The 25685-nt window shown below is 51.8% G+C and carries 25 protein-coding genes; 16 read left to right on the top strand and 9 right to left on the bottom strand.

The genetic code is table 11. The annotated features are described in order from the left end of the window. The first annotated feature begins 186 nt into the window (after positions 1–186). The 6 genes from rhtA (at position 187) to ybiO (ending at position 6873) form a co-directional block, all read left to right on the top strand. Positions 187–1074, top strand: coding sequence for a threonine/homoserine exporter RhtA (gene rhtA / locus KXR87_RS04220; RefSeq protein WP_437431005.1), 888 nt, complete (start codon positions 187–189; stop codon positions 1072–1074). A gap of 305 nt (positions 1075–1379) precedes the next feature. After that, on the top strand, positions 1380–1883 hold the full coding sequence (gene dps, locus KXR87_RS04215) for a DNA starvation/stationary phase protection protein Dps (protein ID WP_437431004.1): 504 nt from the start codon (positions 1380–1382) through the stop codon (positions 1881–1883). A gap of 372 nt (positions 1884–2255) precedes the next feature. Continuing rightward, positions 2256–2999 (top strand): glutamine ABC transporter substrate-binding protein GlnH, encoded by a 744-nt coding sequence (glnH, locus tag KXR87_RS04210; protein ID WP_437431003.1) that lies wholly within the window; start codon positions 2256–2258, stop codon positions 2997–2999. Between the two features lie 136 nt (positions 3000–3135). Further along, positions 3136–3795 (top strand): glutamine ABC transporter permease GlnP, encoded by a 660-nt coding sequence (glnP, locus tag KXR87_RS04205; RefSeq protein WP_437431002.1) that lies wholly within the window; start codon positions 3136–3138, stop codon positions 3793–3795. Continuing rightward, positions 3792–4514 (top strand): glutamine ABC transporter ATP-binding protein GlnQ, encoded by a 723-nt coding sequence (gene glnQ / locus KXR87_RS04200; RefSeq protein ID WP_437431001.1) that lies wholly within the window; start codon positions 3792–3794, stop codon positions 4512–4514. The genes glnP and glnQ overlap by 4 nt, the downstream gene beginning before the upstream one ends. 127 nt (positions 4515–4641) lie before the next feature. Continuing rightward, positions 4642–6873, top strand: coding sequence for a mechanosensitive channel protein (gene ybiO, locus KXR87_RS04195; RefSeq protein ID WP_437431000.1), 2232 nt, complete (start codon positions 4642–4644; stop codon positions 6871–6873). Here ybiO and rlmF read toward each other — a convergent pair. Then, the gene (rlmF, locus tag KXR87_RS04190) at positions 6863–7798 is read right to left on the bottom strand and encodes a 23S rRNA (adenine(1618)-N(6))-methyltransferase RlmF (RefSeq protein WP_437430999.1); all 936 of its coding nucleotides are present in this window, start codon (positions 7796–7798) and stop codon (positions 6863–6865) included. The genes ybiO and rlmF overlap by 11 nt on opposite strands. Positions 7799–7893: 95 nt before the next feature. On the opposite strand from rlmF, the gene KXR87_RS04185 reads away from it, so the two are divergent. The 3 genes from KXR87_RS04185 to ybiJ all read left to right on the top strand — a co-directional run bounded on the left by KXR87_RS04185 (position 7894) and on the right by ybiJ (position 9436). Next, a complete protein-coding gene (locus KXR87_RS04185; protein WP_437430998.1) occupies positions 7894–8508 on the top strand; it encodes a flavin reductase family protein in 615 nt (204 codons plus the stop codon). 115 nt (positions 8509–8623) lie between these two features. Beyond that, positions 8624–8890, top strand: coding sequence for a DksA/TraR family C4-type zinc finger protein (locus KXR87_RS04180; protein WP_437431033.1), 267 nt, complete (start codon positions 8624–8626; stop codon positions 8888–8890). 285 nt (positions 8891–9175) lie between these two features. Next, a complete protein-coding gene (gene ybiJ, locus KXR87_RS04175; RefSeq protein WP_437430997.1) occupies positions 9176–9436 on the top strand; it encodes a DUF1471 family protein YbiJ in 261 nt (86 codons plus the stop codon). A 120-nt stretch (positions 9437–9556) separates the two neighbouring features. Here the strand turns inward: ybiJ and ybiB are convergent, their stop codons facing one another. The 3 genes from ybiB to KXR87_RS04160 all read right to left on the bottom strand — a co-directional run bounded on the left by ybiB (position 9557) and on the right by KXR87_RS04160 (position 13469). Continuing rightward, positions 9557–10519: a DNA-binding protein YbiB gene (gene ybiB / locus KXR87_RS04170; RefSeq protein ID WP_437430996.1), complete on the bottom strand. Its 963-nt coding sequence runs from the start codon at positions 10517–10519 to the stop codon at positions 9557–9559. 25 nt (positions 10520–10544) lie between these two features. Next, positions 10545–12686 carry an ATP-dependent DNA helicase DinG gene (gene dinG / locus KXR87_RS04165; protein ID WP_437430995.1) on the bottom strand — a complete coding sequence of 714 codons (2142 nt, stop codon included), beginning with the start codon at positions 12684–12686 and terminating at the stop codon, positions 10545–10547. Positions 12687–12923: 237 nt separating this feature from the next. Continuing rightward, positions 12924–13469 carry an N-acetyltransferase family protein gene (locus KXR87_RS04160; protein ID WP_437430994.1) on the bottom strand — a complete coding sequence of 182 codons (546 nt, stop codon included), beginning with the start codon at positions 13467–13469 and terminating at the stop codon, positions 12924–12926. A 94-nt stretch (positions 13470–13563) separates the two neighbouring features. Between KXR87_RS04160 and KXR87_RS04155 the strand changes: the two genes are divergently transcribed. The 5 genes from KXR87_RS04155 to sanA all read left to right on the top strand — a co-directional run bounded on the left by KXR87_RS04155 (position 13564) and on the right by sanA (position 17551). Next, a complete protein-coding gene (locus KXR87_RS04155; RefSeq protein ID WP_437430993.1) occupies positions 13564–14493 on the top strand; it encodes a LysR family transcriptional regulator in 930 nt (309 codons plus the stop codon). A 105-nt stretch (positions 14494–14598) separates the two neighbouring features. Beyond that, on the top strand, positions 14599–14994 hold the full coding sequence (locus tag KXR87_RS04150; protein ID WP_437430992.1) for a CidA/LrgA family protein: 396 nt from the start codon (positions 14599–14601) through the stop codon (positions 14992–14994). Then, on the top strand, positions 14994–15689 hold the full coding sequence (locus KXR87_RS04145; RefSeq protein ID WP_437430991.1) for a CidB/LrgB family autolysis modulator: 696 nt from the start codon (positions 14994–14996) through the stop codon (positions 15687–15689). The genes KXR87_RS04150 and KXR87_RS04145 overlap by 1 nt, the downstream gene beginning before the upstream one ends. Before the next feature lie 129 nt (positions 15690–15818). Next, positions 15819–16703, top strand: coding sequence for a cytidine deaminase (gene cdd, locus KXR87_RS04140; RefSeq protein ID WP_437430990.1), 885 nt, complete (start codon positions 15819–15821; stop codon positions 16701–16703). A gap of 125 nt (positions 16704–16828) precedes the next feature. Further along, on the top strand, positions 16829–17551 hold the full coding sequence (gene sanA, locus KXR87_RS04135; protein ID WP_437430989.1) for an outer membrane permeability protein SanA: 723 nt from the start codon (positions 16829–16831) through the stop codon (positions 17549–17551). A gap of 11 nt (positions 17552–17562) precedes the next feature. Here the strand turns inward: sanA and KXR87_RS04130 are convergent, their stop codons facing one another. After that, positions 17563–17988, bottom strand: coding sequence for a hypothetical protein (locus KXR87_RS04130; RefSeq protein ID WP_437430988.1), 426 nt, complete (start codon positions 17986–17988; stop codon positions 17563–17565). Positions 17989–18202: 214 nt separating this feature from the next. Then, the gene (locus KXR87_RS04125) at positions 18203–18430 is read right to left on the bottom strand and encodes a hypothetical protein (protein ID WP_437430987.1); all 228 of its coding nucleotides are present in this window, start codon (positions 18428–18430) and stop codon (positions 18203–18205) included. Between the two features lie 447 nt (positions 18431–18877). Between KXR87_RS04125 and KXR87_RS04120 the strand changes: the two genes are divergently transcribed. Together KXR87_RS04120 and KXR87_RS04115 are read left to right on the top strand one after the other, a co-directional pair. After that, a complete protein-coding gene (locus KXR87_RS04120) occupies positions 18878–19762 on the top strand; it encodes an SDR family oxidoreductase (RefSeq protein WP_437430986.1) in 885 nt (294 codons plus the stop codon). 332 nt (positions 19763–20094) lie between these two features. Then, positions 20095–21906, top strand: a complete 1812-nt coding sequence (locus KXR87_RS04115; RefSeq protein WP_437430985.1) for a glycoside hydrolase family 15 protein — start codon at positions 20095–20097, stop codon at positions 21904–21906. Positions 21907–21983: 77 nt separating this feature from the next. On the opposite strand, the gene mglC is transcribed toward KXR87_RS04115, so the two are convergent. The 3 genes from mglC to mglB all read right to left on the bottom strand — a co-directional run bounded on the left by mglC (position 21984) and on the right by mglB (position 25608). After that, positions 21984–22994, bottom strand: a complete 1011-nt coding sequence (gene mglC, locus KXR87_RS04110; RefSeq protein ID WP_437430984.1) for a galactose/methyl galactoside ABC transporter permease MglC — start codon at positions 22992–22994, stop codon at positions 21984–21986. 15 nt (positions 22995–23009) lie between these two features. Continuing rightward, positions 23010–24530, bottom strand: coding sequence for a galactose/methyl galactoside ABC transporter ATP-binding protein MglA (mglA, locus tag KXR87_RS04105; RefSeq protein ID WP_437430983.1), 1521 nt, complete (start codon positions 24528–24530; stop codon positions 23010–23012). Between the two features lie 79 nt (positions 24531–24609). Beyond that, positions 24610–25608, bottom strand: a complete 999-nt coding sequence (gene mglB / locus KXR87_RS04100) for a galactose/glucose ABC transporter substrate-binding protein MglB (RefSeq protein ID WP_437430982.1) — start codon at positions 25606–25608, stop codon at positions 24610–24612. Between the last annotated feature and the right edge of the window lie 77 nt (positions 25609–25685).

Genomic DNA, 25685 nt, shown 5'->3' with positions numbered 1-25685 from the left:
TTATGAAGGTTCCACCATGGCATATTCATCCAGATTAATCCTAATCGAATAGCTTAATTAACCAGCAGATGCGCCCTATTCTACCTGGTTTGCGCGACGGATTTTCAACAAACCCTCAACCAGCCGGGTCTATTTAAAGTAGACTCGTTCTTTTACTTCTTTTGACAAAAATTGACGGGAGAAAGGATGCCTGGTACGTCTCGTAAAATGCCGGTATGGCTGCCTGTAATCGTGCTGCTGGTGGCGATGTGTTCCATTCAGGGGGGCGCGTCACTGGCAAAATCACTGTTTCCGCTGGTTGGCGCACCCGGTGTAACGGCGCTGCGCATTGCACTGGGTACTCTGATTTTGATCGTAATATTCAAGCCCTGGCGCTTACGATTCACCCGTGAACAGCGGCTGCCCCTGCTTTTTTACGGTCTGTCGCTGGGGGCGATGAATTATCTCTTCTATCTTTCCATTCAAACCGTTCCGTTAGGCATAGCGGTAGCACTGGAGTTCGTCGGCCCGCTATCAGTGGCCCTTTTTGGCTCCCGCCGGGCCATTGATTTTTTATGGGTTATCCTGGCCGTTGTGGGGCTATGGTATTTATTACCATTAGGTGACGATGTCGCCCATGTGGATCTCACCGGGGCCGCATTTGCATTAAGCGCGGGGGCCTGCTGGGCGGTATATATTATTAGCGGACAGAAAGCAGGAGAAGATCACGGGCCTGCGACTGTCGCCCTTGGTTCATTAATAGCGGCCATTGTTTTTGTTCCTTTAGGAATTATCCAGGCTGGAGAGTTATTATGGCACTGGTCAGTGCTCCCGCTGGGTATTGCCGTTGCCATATTATCAACCGCCCTGCCCTATTCACTGGAAATGATCGCTCTGACCCGGATTCCAACCCGCACCTTCGGGACACTAATGAGTATGGAACCTGCGCTGGCGGCAATGTCCGGCATGGTTTTCTTAGGCGAAACGCTTAATTTTCAGCAAATTATGGCACTTATGTGTATTGTTATCGCCTCCATCGGTTCGACGCTTACCATCCGCAAAGAGAGCGAAATAAAGAAAGTAGAGATCGGATAATTATTATTCTTGCGCATGGTTGTTGAGCTCAGACTGAATAACCATGCACTTTACCACTCTCATTTCCCCTCTATTATTTGTGCCTTTAGCCGTAAGATTTATATATCGTTACAGGCGCTTTCGTTTTGTCGATAATTATTAAACGGCCTCAGCCGTGATAATAATTATTATTCAGCCACAAATGCGTTAAATTTTAACCGATGCTATCAAACCGATAGGCATATCCAAATTATCACTCTGAAATCTGGTGCTATACTTAGTTCCAGTCATTACCTGGGACACAAACATCAAGAGGATATGAGATTATGAGTACCGCTAAACTGGTTAAAACGAAAGCGTCTAATCTGCTTTATACCCGCAACGATGTACCGGACAGCGAGAAGAAGGCAACCATTGAGGTGCTGAATCGCCAGGTGGTCCAGTTCATTGATCTCTCCCTGATCACTAAACAGGCGCACTGGAACATGCGCGGGGCGAATTTTATCGCCGTTCACGAAATGCTTGATGGTTTCCGCACCGCCCTGGTGAATCATCTGGATACCATGGCAGAGCGTGCCGTACAGTTAGGTGGTGTTGCGCTCGGGACCACTCAGGTCATCAACAGCAAAACCGCGCTGAAGAGCTACCCGCTGGATATTCACAGCGTACAGGATCACCTGAAAGAGCTGGCTGACCGTTACGCAGTCGTCGCTAATGATGTGCGTAAAGCTATCGGCGAAGCGAAAGATGAAGATACTGCCGATATCTTCACCGCTGCCTCACGCGACCTCGATCAGTTCCTGTGGTTTATCGAATCTAACATCGAGTAATCCATAAGCTGTGATTCTGACCCCTTTGCGCCCGCGCAAAGGGGTTTTTTATTCCCCTGCACCATAAAAGTGCAAAAAAAATTATCTGTCCCGCTAATCACGCCCATCTTGTTATCATCACTTCACAAAATTGTTATGAAAAGATTGTTTACTGGCGAATTTCCGCGCTAAATTGCTAGTAATCTGTGCATGCATTGCGCACGCACCATAATAAAGCCCCAATTTGGTGCAAAACGCCGGTAATGCGCGCGCCATCGTGCACGTTGAGAATCCCGCCTCTTTACAAAACAACGGGTTGTAAACCTGGCACGATTTTTTCATACTGCGTACGTTCTCGCAGGGGATTGCCCCGTGGATATAAAAGGAAAAACTATGAAGTCTGTATTCAAACTTTCCCTGGCTACACTCGCTCTTGCTTTCGCTGTATCTTCCCAGGCCGCAGAAAAATTAGTTGTTGCGACTGACACCGCATTCGTTCCTTTCGAATTCAAACAAGGTGACAAGTACGTCGGTTTTGACGTCGATTTGTGGGCCGCCGTTGCAAAAGAACTGAAGCTTGATTATGAGCTGAAACCAATGGACTTCAGCGGCATCATCCCGGCACTGCAGACCAAGAACGTTGACCTGGCGCTGGCCGGTATCACCATTACTGACGAACGCAAAAAAGCGATCGATTTCTCTGACGGCTACTACAAAAGCGGCCTGCTGGTGATGGTGAAAAGCAGTAACAACGACGTAAAAAGCGTAAAAGATCTTGATGGTAAAGTGGTTGCGGTCAAAAGCGGTACTGGCTCCGTAGATTATGCGAAGGCCAACATTAAAACCAAAGACCTGCGTCAGTTCCCGAATATCGATAATGCGTATATGGAGCTTGGCACCAACCGTGCTGATGCGGTTCTGCATGATACGCCAAACATCCTCTATTTCATTAAGACCGCCGGTAAGGGTCAGTTCAAAGCTGTGGGTGACTCTCTTGAAGCTCAGCAGTACGGGATTGCTTTCCCGAAAGGCAGCGATGACCTGCGTACTAAAGTGAATGGCGCACTGAAAACCTTACGCGACAACGGTACTTATAACGAAATCTATAAAAAATGGTTCGGTACCGAACCTAAATAAAACTATTTTTTCGCTGTTTTTTTGCCCGGTAATCTGATGTTTACCGGGCATACAAAAGCAGATTTATAACCCGTAGGCCGACGTTCCGGTACTATGGGTATTTGTATATCTCCACCACGGTTTACAGGAATTCATCATGCAGTTTGACTGGAGTGCCATCTGGCCCGCCATTCCGCTTCTGATTGAAGGTGCAAAAATGACGCTTTGGATCTCGGTCCTTGGCTTAATTGGCGGCCTGATTATTGGTTTAGCGGCAGGTTTCGCACGCACCTTTGGCGGTTGGATTGCCAACCATATTGCGCTTGTTTTTATTGAAGTTATTCGCGGTACCCCTATCGTTGTGCAGGTGATGTTTATTTACTTCGCCCTGCCGATGGCATTCAACGATCTGCGTATCGACCCTTTCAGCGCTGCGGTGGTCACGATCATGATCAACTCAGGCGCCTACATCGCGGAAATCACCCGCGGTGCTGTACTCTCCATCCACAAAGGTTTTCGTGAGGCCGGTCTGGCGCTGGGGTTGTCCCGCGGTGAGACCATTCGTCACGTTATTCTGCCGCTGGCGCTGCGTCGTATGCTGCCGCCGCTGGGGAATCAGTGGATCATCAGTATTAAAGACACCTCGCTATTTATCGTTATTGGCGTGGCCGAGCTGACCCGCCAGGGCCAGGAGATCATCGCCGGTAACTTCCGCGCCCTGGAAATCTGGAGCGCCGTTGCCGTTGTTTATTTGATTATTACGCTGGTTCTGAGCTTTGTTCTGCGCCGCCTTGAAAGAAGGATGAAAATCCTGTGATTGAATTTAAGAACGTATCCAAGCACTTTGGGCAAACTCAGGTGCTGCACAATATCGACCTGAACATCACTCAGGGCGAAGTCGTCGTGATTATCGGTCCCTCCGGCTCCGGTAAATCCACCCTGCTGCGCTGTATCAACAAACTTGAAGAGATAACCAGCGGCGAACTGATTGTCGATGGTTTGAAGGTCAATGATCCGAAGGTTGACGACCGCCTGATCCGCCAGGAAGCGGGCATGGTGTTCCAGCAGTTCTATCTCTTTCCGCATCTGACCGCGCTGGAAAACGTGATGTTTGGTCCGCTGCGCGTGCGCGGCACGAAAAAAGCGGATGCCGAAACGCTGGCGAAATCGCTGCTGGCAAAAGTTGGCCTGGCAGAGCGCGCGCATCACTACCCGTCTGAACTTTCCGGCGGTCAACAGCAGCGTGTGGCCATTGCCCGTGCACTGGCAGTAAAACCGAAAATGATGCTGTTCGATGAGCCGACCTCTGCGCTTGACCCGGAACTGCGCCATGAAGTCCTGAAAGTCATGCAGGATCTGGCCGAAGAGGGAATGACGATGGTTATCGTGACCCATGAAATCGGTTTTGCTGAGAAAGTAGCTTCCCGCCTGATCTTTATCGATAAAGGTCGCATTGCTGAAGATGGTAATCCGCAGACCCTGATTGAAAATCCGCCGAGTCCACGTCTGCAGGAGTTCCTGCAACACGTCTCCTGATTCTGGCGCATGACATGACCAGCCGGGTTCGCCCGGCTTTTTTACGCCAGAATGTTCCCAAAATCTCCTTTCCTCCGCTTGCCATCTATACTTATCATTTTGCTACTTTTTTTCATCGGAGAATGCCGTGCCGTGGATCCTGTTGTTGCTCGCCAGCTTGTTCTGCTCATCAGTTCAGGCGGTTGCTATACCGGGGGTGACCACGGGCGCAGCCCCTTCAACCCCCACGACCAGCACACAAGAACCGGACGTCGAACAGAAAAAAGCGGCCTATGCTGCCCTTGCCGACGTACTTGATAATGAGCAATCCCGAAAGGAACTGATCGATCAACTGCGTAAGGTCGCCACCACGCCCCCGCAGGACCCCGTTCCGCTTATTACGCCACCGGCGATAACCGAAGAAAAAACTGTGCTGGAGAAGATTACCGAAGTCAGCGGATACTATGGCGACGCCTTTTCTGAGCGCTTTGCCCAGCTCTATCGCAATATCACCGGTTCTCCCCATAAAGCCTTTAATCCACACACCTTTTACAATGCGGCGACTTACTTTTTACTGCTGGCAGCCCTGGTCTTCGCCTTCTGGTTTCTGGTGCGCTTTAGCGTGATGCCGTTGTACCGAAAAATGGGTCAGTGGGGCCGACATAAAAACCGCGAACGAAGCAACTGGCTCCAGCTGCCGTCGATGATTATCGGGGCGTTTATCATTGATATGATGCTGCTGGCCCTGACGCTGTTTGTCGGACAGCTCCTCAGTACGAATCTCAATAACGGTAATCGTACTATCGCGTTTCAGCAAAGCCTGTTTCTCAACGCTTTCGCGCTGATTGAATTTTTTAAAGCGATTCTCAGACTGGTCTTTTGCCCCCGCATCCCCGATCTGCGCCCTTTTCGCATTGCCGATGAAACCGCGCGCTACTGGCATTTACGCCTGAGCGCATTAAGCAGCCTGATTGGCTATGGCCTGCTGGTGGCTGTACCCATCATCTCAAATCAGGTCAACGTGCAGGTGGGTGCACTGGCTAACGTCATTATCATGCTGTGCATAACCATCTGGGCGCTCTATCTTATCTTCCACAATAAAAAGGTGATTCAAAAAAACCTGCACACACTTGCCGATCGGTCGTTAGCTTTTTTCAGCCTGTTTATCCGCGCCTTCGCGCTGGTGTGGCACTGGCTGGCCAGCGCCTATTTCATTGTGTTGTTCTTCTTCTCCCTGTTCGATCCGGGTAACAGCCTGAAATTTATGATGGGCGCCTCAGTGAGCAGCCTCGCGATTCTGAGTATTGCCGCCTTTCTTTCCGGCATGCTTTCCCGCTGGATAAATAAAACCATCACCCTCTCACCGGAAACCCAGCGCAACTATCCGGAGCTCCAGAAGCGCCTCAACGGCTGGCTCTCATCCTCGCTGAAAGTTGCGCGTATCCTGGTAGTGTGCGCCACGGTGCTGTTGTTGCTCAACGCCTGGGGGCTGTTTGATTTCTGGTACTGGCTGACTTATGGCGCCGGGGAAAAAGCGGTGGATATCCTTATCCGCATTGCCCTCATTCTGTTCTTCTCGGCAGTAGGCTGGACGCTGCTGGCAAGCATCATTGAGAACCGTCTGGCGCTGGACATTCATGGTCGCTCGCTTCCCAGCGCACGAACCCGCACGCTCCTGACGCTGTTTCGTAATGCGCTGGCGGTGGTTATCAGTACCATTACCATCATGATTGTTCTGTCGGAAATTGGCGTTAACATTGCCCCATTGCTGGCTGGTGCTGGCGCTCTGGGCCTGGCCATCTCCTTTGGTTCCCAGACGCTGGTAAAGGACATCATTACAGGGATATTTATTCAGTTCGAAAACGGCATGAATACGGGGGATCTGGTCACTATTGGCCCGCTAACCGGGACTGTTGAACGTATGTCGATTCGGTCAGTGGGGGTGCGTCAGGATACCGGGGCCTATCACATCATTCCCTGGTCATCGATAACCACCTTCGCCAACTTTGTGCGGGGAATCGGGTCGGTGGTGGCCAACTACGATGTGGATCGTCATGAGGATGCGGACAAAGCGAAGAAAGCGCTGGCGGATGCCGTCGCGGAGCTGATGGAGATGCAGGATATTCGGGGGCTCATCATCGGCGAGCCGTCTTTTGTGGGCATCGTGGGGCTGACTAACACCGCCTTTACCATCCGTGTCACCTTCACCACATTGCCACTCAAGCAGTGGACGGTGCGTTTTGCGCTCGACAGTATGGTGAAAAAGCACTTTGACCTGGCGGACGTGCGCCCGCCAGTGCAGACCTATCAGGTGCTGCCGTCGCCGGGCAGCCAGCCGCAGGCCCTTATGCCACAGCCCCCCGCCCCACCTACCCTTTAAAACGGGTCTGCGCCCAGCGTTTACGCTGGGCGTCGTCCATAAAGGTCCAGGCGATAAACCGGCTTTGCTTCTGGCCTTGCGCCATCTCTTTTTTCACAACCTTAACCGCCCCCGCCTGCGTCAACGCGCGATAGAGCAGCGGAAGGTTATCGCCACGGGAAACCAGCGAGCTGAACCACATCACCTGCCGCGCAAACTGTTTACTTTCATCAATCATTTTACTGATGAAGGCCACTTCCCCACCTTCACACCACAATTCCTGCTGCTGACCGCCAAAGTTGGCTTCGCTGTCTTTTGCCAGCCCCAGATTACGGCGCTTACGCTCCCCCCCTTCAGCAGCGGCTTCGGCGCTGTTATGAAATGGAGGGTTACAGAGAGTGGCGTCGAAGCACTCATTTTTATGGATAATGCCCGGCAAAATCAGCGCGGGATCTTTCTGACGACGCAGACGAATGGCACGGGTCAGCCCTGAGTTAGCGTTAACGATGGCAAGCGCACTGGTCAACGCTTCCTGGCTCACTTCACTGCCGGTAAAACGCCAGCCATATTCATGAACGCCTATCAGGGGATAGATGCAGTTCGCGCCGGTGCCGACGTCCAGAATAGTGGCCTGAGCAGGCACCTTGCCTTCATTGTTCTCTGCCAGCAGATCTGCCAGATGGTGTATATAATCCGCACGACCTGGTACAGGTGGGCACAAAAAGCCCGCCGGGATGTCCCACTCGTTAACGCCATAAAAATGTGCCAGTAGCGCCTTATTTAGCGTTTTGACCGCCTGCGGGTCGGCAAAGTTTACTGTGGCCTCCCCCGCCGGACTGGTGGTAATAAATTCACGCAATGAGGGTGTTTTCTCGCAAAGCGTGTCGAGGTCATAGCGGCTGTGGTGGCGGTTACGTGGGTGTAACCCCGGCTTCTGGGCATTCATGGCATTCTCCTGTTGGCAGCGGCGTAAGATACCCGTTGACGGCGGCAGGGTAAATAAGTGAGGTTAAAGAAACTCTCAGCTGTCAGGAACGCACCATGTATTTTTACGAACCTACAAAGGGACACGGTCTGCCCCATGACCCGCTTAATGCGATTATTGGCCCTCGCCCCATCGGTTGGATCTCATCGTTAAACAGTAGTGGTCAGCAGAATCTTGCGCCCTACAGCTTCTTTAACTGCTTCAATTATCGCCCGCCGATTATTGGTTTCGCCAGTAGCGGCTGGAAAGACAGCGTGCGAAACATAGTTGAGACGAAAGTCTTTGTCTGGAATCTGGCAACCCGTGCGTTAGCAGAGCGAATGAATGAAACCTCCGCCTCACTCGCCCCCGGCGAGGATGAGTTCGCTTTTGGCGGGTTAACACCCCTTGCCAGTCATCTCGTTAAAGCCCCGCGCGTGGCAGAAAGCCCCGTCCATTTCGAGTGCCGGCTCTCCCAGTGTATTCAACTGACAAAGGCCAATGGTGACGAGCTGGACAGTTGGCTGGTTTTGGGTGAAGCGGTTGCCATCCATATTGATGAATCATTGTTAGAAGAGGGTATATACCAGACGGCAAAAGCGCAGCCCATTTTGCGGGCCGGTGGCCCGACAGCCTATTACACCATTACGGATGCGCAGCGTTTCGATATGCGTCGCCCCGACGACCGCTAATTCTTTCGCGTTGCGCTTACCCGCACTCGCTGCGGGTTTTTTATCTCCGGGGCTTGAAATGGCGAAATAATACGCAATATTGATCTTATGAATGATCAACACCGAGGTGAAGACGATGGCTTCCGGTTGGGCAAATGACGGTGCAGTACAGGATCAGATCGACAGCACTATTGAAGATGCAGTAGCGCGGGCGCGTAACGACCTGCCTAAAGGTGAAAGCCTTAAAGAGTGCGCCGAGTGCGGAGAACCTATTCCTGATGCACGGCGTAAAGCGATTCCGGGGGTACGATTCTGTCTTCAGTGTCAGCAGCAGAAAGATTTACAAAACTCGACACATGCAGGATATAATCGCAGAGGTTCCAAAGACAGCCAGCTTCGTTGACTCTGTTTTACCGATTTATGCAGCGCAAGCGGTTTCGCTTGCGCGCACATTTATGCCGATAAAAAGTAGCATTCTGTGCCTAACCCTTTAACCCCGTCAGACGAAGCGGCAAAAAAAGCGCTGCTTTTTAATTATTAACAGATAAATCAACACGTTAAAAGTTATTCAATTTTTTTAAACAAGGCCGTCAATTCTCTTAGATTTTCTCTCTCGTAAAAAACCGTGATACTTATCACATCGACGGAAGAACGTCCCCTGAACAGAATAACCTGCGAGAGATTAACTATGAAAACCATCAAATATGCTGTTGCTGCCATCGCCCTTTCTACTCTGTCCTTCGGTGCTTTCGCCGCAGAGGCGATTAACCCGGCGCAGGCCCAGAACATGAATAAAATCGGTGTCGTTTCCGCCGAAGGCGCTACCACTCTGGATGGTCTGGAAGCACAACTGGCTGAAAAAGCTGCTGCTGCTGGCGCAACGGGTTATAGCATCACCTCTGCCAACACCAGCAACAAACTGAGCGGCACTGCAGTTATCTACAAGTAACCTAAATTGATGTACCCCGTAGACTAACCCTCTGACGGATGCTCCACCCCTCATTGACCCTGTTGTTATTACCCTTTTTAGCCCGTCCAGTGATGAGACGGGCTTTTTTTTGCCTGTCGATCAGAAGTGGCTTGCAATGCGCGAGTGCGCGGCTTCCAGTGAACTGCACTCACCCGTCGCCACCAGACAGCACGCCATCTGAATCTTTAAGGATTCCGGTATCGGTTCACGCCCGCACAGGCAGTGCTCAATCCAGCGCGCTGTGGTTTCGGGGTCTTTTGCTGAGGGTAAAACCGCTTGCGTCGGGGCATCCTGACGTTCAAAGAGCACACGCGTGCCCTGCGCGTCGATGAGCGTGATTTGCGGACAACGCTGTGGGTTGGCGTACACTTCGCCTTCCGTTCCATGCATCAGCAAACCACGGCCGCCAATGTCGGCAAAAAACTTACCGACGCGTGGAATATACTCCGGGTGAGAAACACTGGAGAGGCGAAGTGCAGCGTCCTTCTCAAAGGGCGTCGCCAGTTTCGCGAGCGTATGGGCGCTGTTACGGACACCCATCACCCAGCGCAGAGAGAGCTGTTTTTCCAGCGGTGGGCACAGCGCGCTCACGGGTATAAACACAGGCTTTTGACCTTCCAGTTTTGCCTGTGCCTGCCCGGCATGATGTGTAGCTTCAATCCCGAGCATAGCGAAAATGGTTTCGCTGACTACCCGGGTCGGATCGATGCTTACGCCGTGAACCACAACCGGGAAACCCAGTTTATTGAGCAGGATCGCCAGCAGCGGCGTCAGGTTTGCCTGCTTACGCGCACCGTTATAGCTGGGTATGACAATCGGCATCGGTTTCGCGACCGGTGGCGTCAGGCGTAGGGTCTGCTGCTGCATGGCCTCGTAAAACCCCAGCATTTCTGCTTCGCCTTCCCCTTTTATTCGCAGGGCCAGCAGGATACCACCCAGTTCAAGATCCGGGACATCACCACTTAACATCCGGGAATACAGCCCACGGGCGGTGTCAAAATCCAGATCGCGGGCATGGTTTTTTCCCCGACCAATCTCTTTGATGATCTTGCGGTAATCCATCGACACTCCTCACTGACTCACATTTTCAGCGGCGCTTACGGCGGCTTTGCTTCGGTCTCTTCACTATAACGTCAGGAACAGTGGGTTGGGAAATAGGAAAAACCGGGAGCGCGTCAAGCAGGCGCTTGCCGTAACTTTTGCTCAGCAAGCGATTGTCGTAAATCACCACTTCACCGTGGCAGCTGTGGCTACGAATCAAACGCCCCACCTGCTGAATGAGGGTAAACGAGGCGCTTGGTAAACTTTGTACCTCAAAGGGATAGCGATTAAGGCTTTTTAACCACTCGCCTTCGGTGAGCACGACCGGGCTGTCGATGGGTGGGAAGGCGATTTTATGGATGTGCACCTGCGTCAGATAGTCGCCCTTAAGATCCAGCCCCTCCGCAAAGGACTGTAAACCGACCAGCACGCTACGTTCCCCTTCATCGATGCGTTTACGGTGAAGTTCAACCAGCCGGTAGCGGGGCTGATCGCCCTGCACCAGCAGTAACAAACGCAAGTCTGTAACAAAGGTTAAAAAGAGCTGCATCGCCCGCTGACTGGCAAACAGCACCAGCATTCCGCGGTGGGCTTTACTCTCAACCTGTTCGCGAAAATAGGCTGCCATTTCGGCCAGGTGCGCCGCTTCATTGTCAATAAGCGGCGCATGACGCATCTGCGGGATAACGATTTTCCCCTGCTCAACATGGTTGAAGGGAGAGTCCAGCGCCACAAAACGGTCGCCCGCTTTGGGTTTGAGGCCACTCATCTCCTGCAGGCGTGAAAAGCTATTAAGCGAGCGTAAGGTGGCAGAGGTGACCACAATGTGCGGTACGCTGCGCCAGAGCAGTTTTTCCAGCTGATCGCTGACGCGAATGCCAACGCAGTGGAAGAACAGGTGAATTTGCCCGTCCCGTACTTCGCGGGTAACCCACTTGGAGACCGGTGCGCCAGAGGCCTGCGCCATTGAGGCCAGCCGCCAGAGTTTGCTCTGGGATTCAAACATGCCCAGCGCCCGGTTCATCTGCAACAGTACCCGATGAAGACGCACGATGTCATGGGTGCCGGTTTTCTCACTCAGATCGTTCAAAAATAGCTCTGCCAGCCCGCGCAGCATCTCGGTAAGCTTTGCCAGCCGCTGACAAATCACCATCACCTCTTCGGGAAGTTCCCCCATCGTAAAGCGGTGTTCCGCTTCCTGACCTGCGGGAAGATAAAGACAGAGAATGTTATTCAGCGAGGCAATAAGCTCGTACAGTTCTTCGTTATGGGCATTAAAGCGTTCCGGGTTCGCCAGCGGCGGCGTAGTTTTGGGCCGGAACTGCTCAAGGCAGGTCGCTACCAGTTTACTGAACAGGTCAAGTTGCAGACGAAACCAGGGTGCGGTGATTTCAGCGCTCATTTCCAGCGCATCACGGGCCACATCAGGCAGGTGGTGGCCTTCATCCAGTACCAGCAGCAAATTTTTCGGCTCGGGCAATACCGCTTCACTTTCCAGTGCGGCCATCACCAGCGCATGATTCGCCACCACCACTTCTGCCTCCTGAATCTCACGACGTGCGACAAAAAACGGGCATTCACGGTAGTAATGGCAGTTACGATTCAGACAGCTGGCTTTGTCCGTGCTGAGACGCCGCCAGAGATCGTCGCTTATCGGCTTATCGGTATGATCGCGCAGGCCATCCCATTTGTAGCTGTCCAGAGAGGCTTTCAGCGTGGCGCAAAGCTTCTGCTCCTCCTGATTATTTGGCGTGAGCTCATCCTCAAGGAAGGCCAGCAGATCCTGCTGTGTGGGATCGGTACTGGAGAGCGCTGCCAGATTACGCGGGCAGACATAGCGCCCGCGCCCAAAGGCCGCGGTAAAGCGCAGGTCCGGGATAATCTTGCGCAGCAGCGGCAGATCCTTACTGAAAATTTGATCCTGCAGAGCGACGTTAGCGGTGCTGACCACCAGCGTTTTCTGCTCTTCACGAGCAATGGCGATCCCCGGAATCAGATAGGAGAGGGTTTTGCCGACCCCCGTTGGCGCTTCGATTGCCAGATGCCGTCCTTCGTCCCCGGCGAGGGTTTTCGCCACATCGGCAATCATCTGTCGTTGCGGGGCTCGGGGAATAAAATCGGGGATCTGTTGTTGCAACGCCTTATACCAGGCGGCAATTTGCGCTCTTAACGCAGTGGTAAGGGCCATCGTCAAACCTGAAACACTGTATAAACAGCCACCATTGTGGCATTTTTCACGTTTCAGGGGTAATGCTTTTTCCGCTTATGGAAACGGGCTCGTAAAAAGCGGCACCGGAGTGATGCCCCTTCCCTTATTTCGGGCGCGCTGAAGGTAAGAGAACGTTACTCTTAACGTTCAGCGCTGGCGTAATGCCATAAGGCTTGTCACAACAACGGTCCACGACCACCCACGCAAAAGTGGATGTCATGCGCAGGTTAAAGCAGGATGCGCGTCCTTGGGCACGCTTAGCGCCCCTTCCCCCAACATACGTTGCAGAATAACAATATCCAGCCAACGATTATGTTTGAACCCAACATTTTTTAGCGTGCCCGTTAGCGTAAAACCAGCACGCTGGTGTAAAGCCAGTGAAGCTTCGTTTTCACTGTTACCGACCACGCAGATCAACTGTCTGTACCCGTGTGCTTCGGCCCAGGCTATAGCCCTGGCGAGCAGCTTTTTGCCCGCCCCCTGGCGACAAAAAGCATTATCAATGTAAATCGAATCTTCAAGCGTGTAGCGGTACGCCGCACGAGTCCGGTAGCGTGACAGGTAGCAGTACCCTTTAACACTGCCCTCATGGATCAATACAAACCAGGGCAGTCCGGCGTCACGCAAGTTGTTCAGGCGCACCAGCATATCGTCAGGCGTGGGGATTTCGGTTTCAAACGAGGCGGTGCCGTGGGCCACGTGCCAGGCATATATTGCGTGGATGGCGGGAATATGATGTTCTTCGGCTTCAGTAATGTGCATTCTTCAACTCCTGTTTCTGATGCAGGCAGGATAACCGTTCCCTCTCTCTTCAGGCACAGGTCTTCACTTATGACCTGTATAAGGAAAACCTTGCATGACCACCCTCAGTCTCGATCAGCTGGCCACCTATAAGCTGGTGATAAGTCGGGGAAGTTTTACCGCTGCGGCCACGGTGCTGGGCCTCTCCCAGCCTGCGGTCAGTTTGCAGATACGCCAGTTAGAGGCCACCTTGCAGGCGCGCTTAATTGAGCGAACCGGGCGCGGTATCCGCCCTACGCCTGCCGGATTGACGTTACTCGAACATTGCGCTGAGATTGACAGAGCGGTCAACACGGCAGTGCAGGCTGTCGCCAGACACCAGCAGCACATCAGCGGCAGCGTTGTTCTGGGAACAGGCGCAACCCTGTGTATTCATTTACTGCCTCCGGTATTGCTGGCGCTGCGTCAGCTCTGGCCAAAGCTTACCGTCGACGTACGCACCGGGAATACCCAGGACATTGTTCGCGCCATTGAAGAAAACAGGATTGATATCGGCCTCGTCACTCTGCCCGCGGCAGGCAAAAACATAGAGATAACCCCGGCGATGAAGGAAGAGTTTGTGGTGATTGGCGCGACGGGACTCGAAGGCGTGGATGCCCCTTTTTCCCCGGCCCGTTGCGCCGCGATGCCGCTCATTGTGTTTGAATCCGGTAGCGGCGTTCGCCAGCAAATTGATAACTGGTTTTTAAGCGCTGGCGTAGAGGCGAAATCGGTGATGGAGCTTGGCAGCGTCGAAGCGATTAAACGCATGGTGCGTGCAGGACTGGGGGTGAGTATCGTGCCACGCATGGCTGTTGCGCAGCCGCTGGAAAGAGAGGGCCTTGAAATTTTTCCTCTGGAGCCCCCGCTGCACCGTACATTAGGCTGGGTTATGCGCCAGGATCGTGTAGTCCACCGTGGCATACAGGAAGTCGTTCACCATATTACTGAGGCAATACGCAAGCTGACAGACGAAAAGCAGGCGTTATCCTGTGGTAAGGCCTGACGTTCCCTAAAGGAATATTTGGTATGCTCATAATTCATGATGTGATCGGTAGCACATTTTAGCCTTTAATTGTATGATGAATGCGGTTCATCAAGGGTTTTCACCATGAGTAAATCACTGACTAATATCTGGCACTATCTGCGCGCTTTTGCTCTTATTTACGCCTGTCTGTATGCGGGAATTTACCTCTCTTCGCTGCTACCTATTACTATTCCCGGCAGCATTATTGGCATGCTGATTTTATTTGTCCTGCTGGCACTGCAAATCCTGCCGGCGAAATGGGTCGCCCCTGGCTGCTACGTCCTGATCCGCTATATGGCGCTTCTCTTTGTGCCTATCGGTGTGGGGGTCATGCAGTATTACGACATGCTACGCGCTCAGTTCGGGCCCATTGTGGTCTCCTGTGCCGTGAGTACGCTCATTGTCTTTTTGGTTGTGAGCTGGAGCACCCATCTGGTACATGGCGAACGTAACGTCGTTGGTAAAAAAGAGAGTAAATAATGATGACGTATATCTGGTGGTCCCTGCCTTTGACCCTGGCCGTGTTCTTCGCTGCGCGCAAACTCGCCGCACGTTTTAAGATGGCGCTGCTTAATCCGTTGCTGATAGCCATGGTGGTGATTATTCCTTTCCTGCTGCTGACGGGGATCCCTTACGATCACTATTTTCAGGGGAGCAAAATCCTCAATGACCTGCTGCAGCCTGCGGTCGTGGCGCTCGCCTTCCCGCTCTATGAACAGCTTCACCAGATCCGGGCGCGCTGGAAATCGATAATCACTATTTGCTTTATTGGTAGCGTGGTCGCCATGGTCACCGGTTCAGTTATCGCCCTGATGATGGGGGCGACACCTGAAATTGCAGCTTCGGTTCTTCCAAAATCCGTGACGACGCCCATTGCGATGGCCGTAGGAGGAAGCATAGGCGGCATTCCTGCCATCAGTGCGGTATGCGTGATTTTTGTGGGTGTTCTGGGGGCGGTTTTTGGTCATACCCTGTTGAATTTGATGAAAATACAGACGAAATCTGCCCGAGGGCTCGCGATGGGGACCGCCTCGCATGCGCTCGGTACTGCCCGGTCTACTGAGCTTGATTATCAGGAAGGGGCGTTCAGCTCGCTGGCCCTGGTGATCTGCGGCATTATCACCTCGCTTATTGCCCCCTTTTTATTCCCGCTTATTCTGGCGATGGCGGGCTAAAATTTGCGATGGATCGCGCATTTTTCATTTGAATTTCATAAGTTGCATATACAGTGCGATGCTGATCACATATAAAGGCGCAAACGGCCCGTAAACTACGATCCCATTACACTGTTATGAGGCAACGCCATGCATTCACGTTTCCACACTGCGTTTCCGGCCCTCGCGGACACACTCAGGACCGCGCTGGCACCGCTTCTCGATGACGCGCACTTTCCTGCGATGTTAAGCGCGCAGCAGGTATCTGACCTGCTTGACGCCACCGGGATGGACGAAGACGCGCTGGCCTTCGCTCTGCTCCCCCTTGCCGCCGCCTGCGCGCGTACTGAACTCTCCCATTTCAACGTCGGTGCCATTGCCAGGGGCGTCAGCGGTGCCTGGTATTTTGGTGCCAACATGGAGTTCCTCGGTGCCACCATGCAACAGACCGTGCATGCTGAACAGAGCGCCATCAGCCATGCGTGGTCGCGCGGTGAGAAAGCGCTGGTTTGCATCACGGTGAATTACACCCCGTGCGGTCACTGTCGCCAGTTTATGAATGAGCTGAACAGTGGTTTGACGCTGCGTATTAACCTGCCTGGTCGCGCACCGCATACGCTGGGTGATTACCTTCCCGATGCCTTTGGCCCGAGAGATCTGGAGATCAAAACGCTGCTGCTCGATGAGCAGGATCATGGGTTTTCCCTGCGTGGCGATGCCCTCGTTCAGGCGGCCATTGTCGCGGCGAATAAAAGCCATAGCCCTTATACCCACTCCTATTCTGGTGTCGCCATTCTCTGCCGTGACGGGCAGATCTTCAGTGGCAGTTATGCCGAAAATGCGGCGTTTAACCCCACCCTTCCCCCTCTGCAAGGGGCGCTCAATCTGCTGAGCCTCAGCGGTTATGATTATCCGGATATCCAACGTGCGGTGCTGGCAGAAAAAGCGGACGCGCCTTTAACGCAGTGGGATGCCACAATGGCCACCCTGCGTGCGCTGGGCTGTCAGAACGTTGACCACGAACGTCTTGCCTGATCTCTCCCCTGCGGGCTCGCTCCCGCAGTGGTGAAAAACCCCGCAGTTGAACCTCCGTTTCTTGCGCTTGCCGAACGGGTAAAGTAGCCTTGAGTGAAATTTAATCCTGTACCGAGTTTGTCTACATGTTGAAGCGTTTTGTTTACAGCCTGTTTGTCCTTATCGGCTTACTGCTGTTAACGGCGCTCGGCCTGGATCGCTGGATGAGCTGGAAAACCGCCCCTTACATTTACGATGATCTGCAGGACCTTCCGTGGCGTCAGGTGGGCGTGGTACTGGGTACAGCAAAATATTACCGCACCGGCGTGATTAATCAGTATTACCGCTACCGCATTCAGGGCGCGTTAAATGCTTATAACAGCGGCAAAGTTAACTACCTGCTTCTAAGCGGCGACAATGCCCAGCAGAGCTACAATGAGCCGGTGACCATGCGCAAAGACCTCATAGCAGGCGGCGTTGACCCTTCCGATATCGTTCTTGATTATGCGGGATTCCGCACGCTGGACTCGATTGTGCGCACGCGCAAAGTCTTTGATACCAACGATTTTATTATTATTACCCAGCGTTTCCATTGCGAGCGCGCCCTGTTTATCGCCCGTTATATGGGGATTCAGGCACAATGTTATGCCGTGCCTTCGCCGAAGAATATGTGGAGTGTGCGGGTACGGGAATTTGGCGCGCGGCTCGCCACCATTGCTGATCTGTATGTGTTCAAACGCGAGCCACGCTTCCTGGGGCCGCTGGAGCCGATCCCCTCTTTACAGGAAGTGCCGAACGATGCGCAGGACTACCCTGCAGTTACCATCGAACAGTTGCTTGATCTGCAAAAGAAAAACAGTCAGGAATAGTGCGTGTCGGGTCAGTAAACCGAGGCGCCACGGTTAATATTTCTCACCGGGCCAAGTAAATAATAGTGGCGCTCGGTAAACTCCTGAATATCGATAACCCGTTTCTCCGCCTTATTTAACGTCCACAGACCGCTTAACGCGTTAAAAGACATGATTACTTCACCTTCAGGTGTAGCAACCAAATATTCACCGGTTTTTATATATCCTGTCGAGCATTCAATACGCAGCTGAGAGCGGTTTGCAAGGCTAAACTCTATTTTGCCAAAGCCCGTGGGGACAATGCTGAAGGAGTAAAATGGCAATGAGGTGATTTTAAGGTCGCCCAGATCGGCAATAACCTCATTATCACGGATAAGCTTTACCGATTTCAGGTAGAAGTGAATGGGGTGAATTTTTTCATGCGGCGGATGATCAACTTTGAAATACACAACATTCATAGGCGCTCCAGCTCATCATTACTTCATTGTCTCATCAATAAGCATAGATCTGATTACGATCCTGACATTAAGATTAGCCTTAAACATCCATATTTGTGAGCGCTGCACGATTAATCAGGTAAAACGTTGTAATGCTACAAATATATCCTTGCAGCAGACCGTTGATACTTTACAGACTGCTGCCACTACACGCACCCCTGCTGACAGTAATCCGTCAGGCTACTTTATCTTCATACTTGTGCAAACTGACCTGCAAATCATAAATCAGGCTGCGTACCTTTTCAGGTGTGAGGCTGAAAAACTGCGATTCGAACGTTGAGCCACCCGGTGCATAAGGTGATGTGCTATAGCCAAACTGTATCACCACACTATTCAGATCTTCCACTGCGCCTACCTGCCATCCATTAACTGGAAATGCAGGAAATGCTGATTCGTTGTTCATCCTAATCTCCTTGTGAATGTTGTGACGAAAGTTATGCCTCCATGAGCGTAGCACCGAAACGAAAAATTTAACAACACGTAATGCGTGAACTTTTCGTTTCTGAAGCAATATATTTTTTGGGTGACATTAGTGGTAAGACCTCTTATTAGCTCTTTTAAGATAATTCTCTAACAATGTTATTTTCGGCACATTGATTAGTTAACAAGTTGTTGGTTTTATGTTCAAAAAAGCACATTGTAAGGATATATTCTTGACGTTCATAAATTAAAGATTATTTAAAACGAAGTTTTAATTTGGCATTTTTAATAATCCACTGGCACCCTTAAATTTGTATAAATAATCAAATTAATGTTTGGTTTATTCCTGGTTGTTAGCGAAAACGAATATTTGGGTCTACCTTAAAATTCTGGTTTTGTGTAAATGGCTTTCTCTAAGAGGTAGATAAATATGACTCCTGCAGACAAAAAACATCTTCAATATCCGCGCCCACCTTTTCCTGAACAGCCACAGCAGCCACCGGGACTGGCATCGGAGATGAAACCTATCCCCGATCATGGTGAAACCAGTTATATCGGCTCCGGAAGACTGGCTGGCAAACGAGCGCTCATCACCGGGGGTGACTCAGGTATCGGGCGCGCTGTTGCTATCGCATTCGCTCGTGAAGGGGCAGATGTGGCAATAAATTATCTGCCAGAAGAGCAGTCGGATGCTGAAGCCGTTATTGCCCTTATCAACGCTGAAGGGCGCAAAGCCGTTGCGTTGCCTGGCGATATTCGCGACGAAGCATTCTGTAAGCAACTGGTGGAAGATGCGGTAAGTCAGCTCGGCGGGCTGGAAGTGCTGGTAAATAACGCGGGCCGCCAGCAATTTTGCGAGTCCATTGAAGACCTGACTACCGAAGCCTTCGACGCGACCTTCAAAACCAACGTGTATGCACCGTTCTGGATAACCAAAGCGGCAATTCCGCACCTGCAGGAAGGGGCGGTGATTATCAATACCACTTCCGTTCAGGCTTACCAGCCAAGCCCGATGCTGCTCGACTATGCGCAGACCAAAGCCTGTAACGCGGCCTTTACCAAAGCACTGGCCCAACAGCTGGGCTCGAAAGGCATTCGCGTTAATGCCGTTGCTCCCGGCCCTTACTGGACCGTGCTGCAATCGAGCGGCGGGCAGCCTCAGGAAAAAGTGAAACAATTTGGTGCTTCTGCCCCGCTTGGCCGCCCTGGTCAGCCAGTAGAAATTGCGCCGTTGTACGTGCTGTTTGCCTCTGATGAAAGTTCTTATTCATCCGGTCAGGTATGGTGCTCAGATGGCGGCACCGGTACGGTGTAATCCGTCACATCCAGGGGCAGGTTTTGACCTGCTCCTGGAGCCTACATCTGCTCAACGCCATGACGACGGTGATTCTCCCTTACCGTGGCTACCCCCTCAAAAATGACTATTCTCCAGGATAGCTGCCTGCTGTTCTCCTCCCGCTGTATGCCCGGTACATTCCGACAGAAAGTGTCGTCAATTCAGGCCAGGCAAGTGCAAACCTGCCCCCTGCAATAAGTCATCATTGAAAATTTTTGTGAAATCATCGGCATTTTTCAGCGTTCTCGCTAATTCTGTTTACGCTTAATACGGGGCGGCTCTCTGCTGTCCTGTCTTAAACAGGAGAAAAGATGAAGAACGAGTCGTACATTCACCCAAAACGAATCGACGGGTACGCGGGACTGGGCGATTATGCGGCTATTGGTGACGGGCGCTCAGTCGCACTGATTGCGCCGGATGGCGCTATCGACTGGTGGTGCGCCCCCAATATGGACTCCCCTCCTCTCTTCGATCGCATTCTGGATGCTGCCACGGGCGGCTATTTCCAGATTGAACCGGTAGAAGAGTACCGTGTTCAGCGACGCTATCGTGATAACAGCAATGTGCTTGAAACCCGCTTTGACACTGCCTCAGGCAGCGTGCTGATTACCGAGTCACTGAACAGTAACTATGCAGGTCGACTGCCGTGGTGTGAACTGGCGCGGCGTATTGAGGGCATTGAGGGTGAAGTCGAACTTCGCATGATGTTTGTTCCCGGTAGCGCCGCCTGTACGCGAGCGCCCTGGATGCAGAAGACGGAACAGGGTCAGGTGATGCACATCGGTGATTTGATGAGCATGCTGCGTTCAACAGAGGACGTCAGCATTACCTGCTATGACGATCACGCCATTGAAGGCACACTCATCACCCGTAAAGGCGTGCGCTCCCTTATTGCCCTGTTAGTCAGTGAAAAAGAGCCGCTTGCTATCCCGTCCCTGGAAAAAATAGACGGGCATATTGATACCTCTGACCATGTCTGGCGCATCTGGGCCGAAAGCCTGACCTATGAAGGGGCCTATCCGGGCCACGTTACACGCTCTGCGCTGGCGCTGAAATTTTTGCTCTACTCGCCGACCGGCGCGCTGGCGGCTGCGCCTACCACCTCGCTTCCGGAAGGGATAGGTGGGGAAAAAAATTATGATTATCGCTATGCGTGGACCCGCGATGCCTGCCTTATCATTCGCGCATTCAGCATTATTGGGGCCCTTGAAGAGTGTAAAGCGGCATTCTCATGGCTTACCAATACTATCCTGCGCCACGACGGTAAGGTGCTTGCCTGCTATACCCTGCAAGGGGGAATTGTCCCGGCTGAGCACTATCCACCGTTGAGTGGATATAAAAACTCCCGCCCGGTGCGTATTGGCAACAATGCACGGGATCAGCAGCAACTGAGTATGTACGGCGATTTACTGGCAACCGCAATGCTGTTTGTCCGGGCAGGCCATATTCTCGATCTCACTACCGCCAGACTGTTGGCCGCACTCGCCAACACCTGTGCAGATACCTGGCGTCAGGATGATTCAGGCATCTGGGAACTGCACGATCTCCAGCACTATACCCACTCAAAGATGGCCTGCTGGGTTACCCTGGATGTGGCCGTTTACCTCGCCAATGAAGGGCACATTGAAAAGACCTGGCTTGAGCGCTGGGACCGGGAGAAAGTGCGCATTCAGGAGTGGATTGAAACGCATTGCTGGTCGGAGAAAAAGCAGGCATACACCTTCTATGCGGGCACCGACAAACTGGATGCTTCGCTCTGCATGGCATGGCACTACGGACGGCAATGCAACCCGGCGCGCATGAAGTCGACGCTTGATGCCATCATCCGCGAACTGGGTCATGGCACCCCCATGCTCTATCGCTACAGCGAGGTGGAAAAGGAAGAGAGTACGTTTGTCGCCTGTTCATTCTGGCTGGTCGAAGCGCTGGCCTATATGGGTGAACAGGAACGCGCCACAACCTGTATGGACACCATACTGGAAACGCTCTGCGACAAAGGCAACGTTGAAACCTTTAACGAGATGTTTGATGTCCGCAGCGGCGAGTGGCGCGGAAACGTCCCTCAGGGTCTGAGCCATCTGGCGCTCATCACCGCAGCGGATGCCCTCTCCCGATGTGCGTAAACCGCCCATAAAAAACCCCGTCTGCAACGAGACGGGGTTTTAGCTTTACCGGCCAGGTAGCGGCCGGCGCAGAGCACTTATTTCTTACGGGCGTATTTCAGAGAATCCAGCGCCACCGCGAAGATGATGATGCCGCCCTTGATGATGTACTGCCAGTAAGGGTTAATACCGATATAGGTCAGGCCGTAGTTGATAACGGTGAAGATAATGACACCGGTTACCACACCCAGAACGGTACCTACACCGCCGCTGAAGGAGACGCCACCCACCACGCAGGCCGCAATCGCATCCAGTTCATACATAAAGCCGAGGTTGTTGGTCGCCGAACCGATACGGCCCGCTTCCAGCATCCCACCGAAGGCGTAGAACACACCGGAGAGGGCATAAATCATCAGCAGGTTCAGCGCAACGTTAACGCCAGACACTTTCGCTGCTTCCGGGTTACCACCGATAGCGAAAATGTTTTTACCGAAGCGAGTTTTGTTCCAGAGCACCCAAACAAACGCCACGGCAATCAGCGCGTAGAAGGTGATGTAAGAGAGGCGGAACGAGCCCAGCGCAACAAAGCCCTGCGTAAAGGTGGAGAAACCACTGTCGAAACCCGAAATTGGCGACGCACCCACGAAGTCGTAGTACAGGGAGTTAATACCGTAAACGATGATCATGGTACCCAGGGTGGTAATAAAGGGCGTCACGTTCAGGTAGGCAATGATAATCCCGTTAATCAGGCCGATAATCGCCCCGATAACACACACAATCGCCACAACGGCAATGATTGGCATGGTCTGCATTTCCGGGAAAACTTTGTTAACGTTCTCCATGGACTGCAACAACGTTGCGGCAACAACCGCTGCCAGACCCACCTGACGACCGGCGGAAAGGTCAGTACCCTGCGTCACAATCAGACCGGCAACGCCCAGTGCAATAATAATGCGCACCGAGGACTGGGTCAGAATGTTACTTAAGTTCAGCAAACTTAAGAAGGTGGGGTCCTGGAAAATAATAATTGCCAGCAACACCAAAAGAACAACGTAGATACCGCCGTCTTTCAGATAAGTGAGAAAAGTTTTTTTATTTAACGCACTCATGAGGAGCCCCTGATCTTAAAGGTGCAAAGACGCAAGACGGAGAATTTCGTTTTGCGTTGTCGTTTTCGTGTCAACAATTCCAGCGACGAGACCATTGCTCATCACCAGAATACGGTCAGTGATACCCAACAATTCAGGCATTTCTGAGGAGATAATAATTATCCCTTTATTCTTTTTCGCCAGCTCCGCAATCAGCTGATAGATTTCGAATTTCGCACCTACGTCGATACCACGAGTAGGCTCATCCAGCATCAGTATTTCAGGTTGAGTCAACAGCCAGCGACCAATAATCACTTTCTGTTGGTTCCCACCGGAAAGGGAGCCGATTTGTGTACGGTGGCCAGGCGTTTTCACGCGCATTGAGTCAATTACCCATTGGGTGTCACTCTTCATGCGGGAATTGTCGAGCAAACCAACTTTATTTTTGTAGTTCTGAATATTAGAAATCAGTGAGTTGAAACCAATATCCAGATAAGCATAAATACCGGTAGAACGACGTTCTTCCGTCACCAGCGCAAAACCATTATTAATGGCTTCATTCGCGTTGTGGTTATTAATACTTTTGCCATGTAGCTTAATGGTACCCGATGCTTTTTCACGGATGCCAAATAACGTTTCCACAATATCAGTACGCTTCGCCCCGACCAGTCCCGCGATACCGAGGATCTCACCTTTGCGCAAATCAAAGGAGATATCACGAATTGACGGCTGGCGCATCGACGTCAGGTTGCGCACCTCAAGAATAGTTTCGCCAGGGGTGTTATGTTTATCCGGGAAACGCTGATTCAGTGAACGGCCAACCATCATAGCGATGATCTTATCCATATCCAGCCCTTCAAGCGGCTGGGTGGCAATCCACTGACCATCGCGCAGGATCGTGATTTCATCGCACAGCTGGAAAATTTCTTCCATTTTATGTGAGATATAAACGATACCGCAGCCACGATCTTTCAGCTTACGAATAATAGTAAAAAGATGATTAACTTCTTTTTCGGTCAACGAGGAAGTAGGCTCATCCATAATAACGATTTTGGCGTCATAGGAGAACGCTTTCGCAATTTCGATCATCTGCATTTGCGAAACGGATAAGGTTCCGACACGCGCACGGGGATCGATATCAATATCCAGCTCATCGAAAATGGCTTTGGTATCGCGATACATTTTGTCCTGATCGACAAACACGCCTTTGGTCGGATAACGACCCAGCCACATGTTGTCCATAACAGAACGTTGCAACACCAGGTTTAATTCCTGATGAACCATTGAGATACCATTTTCCAGTGCTTCTTTTGCAGAATGGAAATCTATTTCTTTTCCCATAAAAAGAATGCTGCCGGAATCTTTTTGGTAGATCCCAAAAAGGCATTTTAATAATGTTGATTTACCCGCGCCATTCTCTCCCATTAATGCATGGATAGAATGAGGACGCACTTTTAAATTCACATTATCGAGAGCCTTTACGCCAGGAAAGGACTTGTTGATATTGCTCATTTCCAACAAGAATTCACCGGACGACTGAGTATTGTTGCTGACCATAATTATACCTTGTTGGCCTGGCATAGTTATTATAACAGGGCGCAGGATCTCGCGCCCTGTGTGTACGAAAAGCTAAAGATTACTTACCAGTAAATTGAGACAGGTTTTCCTGATCTACACCAACGTAAGGAATACGCACAATTTTGTTGTCGATTTTCCAGTCGGTGCCATCCGCCGCGCCTTTGCCGTCGGCGAGGTTTTTCGCCAGATCAAAGGTCGCTTTCGCCTGGTTGTTGGCATCGTTCAGAACGGTACCGGCCAGTGCGCCAGATTTAACCAGTGCCAGTGCTTCTGGCAGGGCATCCACACCAAATACCGGAATAGCGGACTTATTGTGCGCTTTCAGTGCTTCAACTGCACCCATCGCCATGGCGTCGTTGTTGGCAATCACGACTTCAATTTTGTTTGCATTCGGGCCAGAGAGCCATGCATCCATCTTATCTTTCGCCATTGCGGTGTCCCACATCGCGGTATCAAGCTGAAGCTGCTCAGTTTTGATGCCTTTATCATTCAGCTCTTTGATAACGTAAGTGGTACGTGCTTCTGCATCCGGGTGGCCCGGTTCGCCTTTGAGCAGAACGAACTGGATCTGACCATCTTTGTTCAGGTCCCAGTTTTTGTTCGCAGCCCAGTGTTTAGCAATCAGGTCGCCCTGAATGATGCCGGATTCTTTAGAGTCAGTACCCACATAGAAGGCTTTGTCGTAGCTATCCAGCGCTTTACGGTTCGGTTCTTTGTTGAAGAAGACGATAGGCACATTCTGCCCACGTGCTTTCTCAATGACGGTACCTGCAGCCGCCGGGTCAACCAGGTTGATCGCCAGTGCTTTCACGCCTTTTGCCAGCAGCACGTCAATCTGATCGTTCTGTTTGGACTGGTCGTTCTGCGAGTCGTTCATCAGCAGCTGTACGCCGGAAGCGTCTTTAGCGTCTTTCTCGATGGCTTTACGTACAACGGACATAAAGTTGTCATCGTATTTATAAATGGTCACACCAATACGGGTATCCGCAGCGTGAGCGGCCGCGCCAAACAGCATGCTTGCCATAACAGCAGACAGAGTCAACACCTTCTTATTCATGGTATCTCCGGTTTTTTGCAGGGTAGTTCTTGTGAATTCAAGGGTCGGCGGGGCAGCAAGGTAGTGAAACGTTACTG

This window comes from Yokenella regensburgei (assembly GCF_051486985.1).
In the GTDB taxonomy this organism is placed as follows: Bacteria; Pseudomonadota; Gammaproteobacteria; order Enterobacterales; family Enterobacteriaceae; genus CBFFRJ01.
The sequence above is the reverse complement of the archived record's forward strand: the minus strand, read 5'-3'. Positions and strand labels throughout refer to the sequence as shown.

Excerpts from the sequence above, each read along its gene's own strand:
- rhtA (WP_437431005.1), top strand. The coding sequence starts at position 187 with ATGCCTGGTACGTCTCGTAAAATGCCGGTATGGCTGCCTGTAATCGTG.
- dps (WP_437431004.1), top strand. The coding sequence starts at position 1,380 with ATGAGTACCGCTAAACTGGTTAAAACGAAAGCGTCTAATCTGCTTTAT.
- glnH (WP_437431003.1), top strand. The coding sequence starts at position 2,256 with ATGAAGTCTGTATTCAAACTTTCCCTGGCTACACTCGCTCTTGCTTTC.
- glnP (WP_437431002.1), top strand. The coding sequence starts at position 3,136 with ATGCAGTTTGACTGGAGTGCCATCTGGCCCGCCATTCCGCTTCTGATT.
- rlmF (WP_437430999.1), bottom strand. The coding sequence starts at position 7,798 with ATGAATGCCCAGAAGCCGGGGTTACACCCACGTAACCGCCACCACAGC.
- KXR87_RS04185 (WP_437430998.1), top strand. The coding sequence starts at position 7,894 with ATGTATTTTTACGAACCTACAAAGGGACACGGTCTGCCCCATGACCCG.
- KXR87_RS04180 (WP_437431033.1), top strand. The coding sequence starts at position 8,624 with ATGGCTTCCGGTTGGGCAAATGACGGTGCAGTACAGGATCAGATCGAC.
- ybiJ (WP_437430997.1), top strand. The coding sequence starts at position 9,176 with ATGAAAACCATCAAATATGCTGTTGCTGCCATCGCCCTTTCTACTCTG.
- ybiB (WP_437430996.1), bottom strand. The coding sequence starts at position 10,519 with ATGGATTACCGCAAGATCATCAAAGAGATTGGTCGGGGAAAAAACCAT.
- dinG (WP_437430995.1), bottom strand. The coding sequence starts at position 12,686 with ATGGCCCTTACCACTGCGTTAAGAGCGCAAATTGCCGCCTGGTATAAG.
- KXR87_RS04160 (WP_437430994.1), bottom strand. The coding sequence starts at position 13,469 with ATGCACATTACTGAAGCCGAAGAACATCATATTCCCGCCATCCACGCA.
- KXR87_RS04155 (WP_437430993.1), top strand. The coding sequence starts at position 13,564 with ATGACCACCCTCAGTCTCGATCAGCTGGCCACCTATAAGCTGGTGATA.
- KXR87_RS04150 (WP_437430992.1), top strand. The coding sequence starts at position 14,599 with ATGAGTAAATCACTGACTAATATCTGGCACTATCTGCGCGCTTTTGCT.
- KXR87_RS04145 (WP_437430991.1), top strand. The coding sequence starts at position 14,994 with ATGATGACGTATATCTGGTGGTCCCTGCCTTTGACCCTGGCCGTGTTC.
- cdd (WP_437430990.1), top strand. The coding sequence starts at position 15,819 with ATGCATTCACGTTTCCACACTGCGTTTCCGGCCCTCGCGGACACACTC.
- sanA (WP_437430989.1), top strand. The coding sequence starts at position 16,829 with ATGTTGAAGCGTTTTGTTTACAGCCTGTTTGTCCTTATCGGCTTACTG.
- KXR87_RS04130 (WP_437430988.1), bottom strand. The coding sequence starts at position 17,988 with ATGAATGTTGTGTATTTCAAAGTTGATCATCCGCCGCATGAAAAAATT.
- KXR87_RS04125 (WP_437430987.1), bottom strand. The coding sequence starts at position 18,430 with ATGAACAACGAATCAGCATTTCCTGCATTTCCAGTTAATGGATGGCAG.
- KXR87_RS04120 (WP_437430986.1), top strand. The coding sequence starts at position 18,878 with ATGACTCCTGCAGACAAAAAACATCTTCAATATCCGCGCCCACCTTTT.
- KXR87_RS04115 (WP_437430985.1), top strand. The coding sequence starts at position 20,095 with ATGAAGAACGAGTCGTACATTCACCCAAAACGAATCGACGGGTACGCG.
- mglC (WP_437430984.1), bottom strand. The coding sequence starts at position 22,994 with ATGAGTGCGTTAAATAAAAAAACTTTTCTCACTTATCTGAAAGACGGC.
- mglA (WP_437430983.1), bottom strand. The coding sequence starts at position 24,530 with ATGGTCAGCAACAATACTCAGTCGTCCGGTGAATTCTTGTTGGAAATG.
- mglB (WP_437430982.1), bottom strand. The coding sequence starts at position 25,608 with ATGAATAAGAAGGTGTTGACTCTGTCTGCTGTTATGGCAAGCATGCTG.